General features: G+C 71.7%; 1 protein-coding gene. It reads left to right on the top strand.

All coding sequences use genetic code 11. The annotated features are described in order from the left end of the window. A partial coding sequence (locus tag VR45_RS34860) for a replication-relaxation family protein (protein ID WP_199926062.1) occupies positions 1–544 on the top strand: 544 nt, incomplete at both ends.

The raw sequence follows: 544 nt of genomic DNA, 5'->3' as shown, positions 1-544 counted from the left end.
TTGGCCCGAAGATGCGGGCGATCACCGACGCGGTGCTGCGCGCCCCGCAGCTCGGCCTGCCGGTGTTCCTGGTGGAGGTCGACCGGGGCACCATGACGCCGGAGACGGTGGCCGCGAAGTTCGAGCGGTACAAGCGGTTCTTCGAGCGGACGGCCAAGCGCGGTGAGGAGACCCGGCCGTACTGGCACCTGATGTACAACCACCGCCCCGCCGCCGTCTGGGGCGAGGACGTGAACGCGGTCTTCCCGCCGGTCGCCATCGTCTTCGGCGGACGTCTCGGGCCGGTCGCCGTGCAGAACCGCCTGGAGGCCGTACAGGACGCCTCTGAGCCCTTCTGGAAGCCCCGGTGGACCCGGGGCAGCGACTACGGCGAGGACGCCTACTTCTACGACTACAGCGGCCGGATTCCGGTCGTCGCCACCACCTTGGAGCACCTGCGGAAGTTCGGGCTGACCGGCCCGGCCTGGCAGCGCTACGGCCACCACGGCCGCCTGGAGACGCTCGCCGACGCCCTCGCCGACCCGGACGGCCGCGCCGAGTTCCG

It is taken from the genome of Streptomyces sp. NRRL S-495 (assembly GCF_000966955.1).
Classification (GTDB): domain Bacteria; phylum Actinomycetota; class Actinomycetes; order Streptomycetales; family Streptomycetaceae; genus Kitasatospora; species Kitasatospora purpeofusca.
This window is presented reverse-complemented; position numbering and strand designations above follow the sequence as displayed.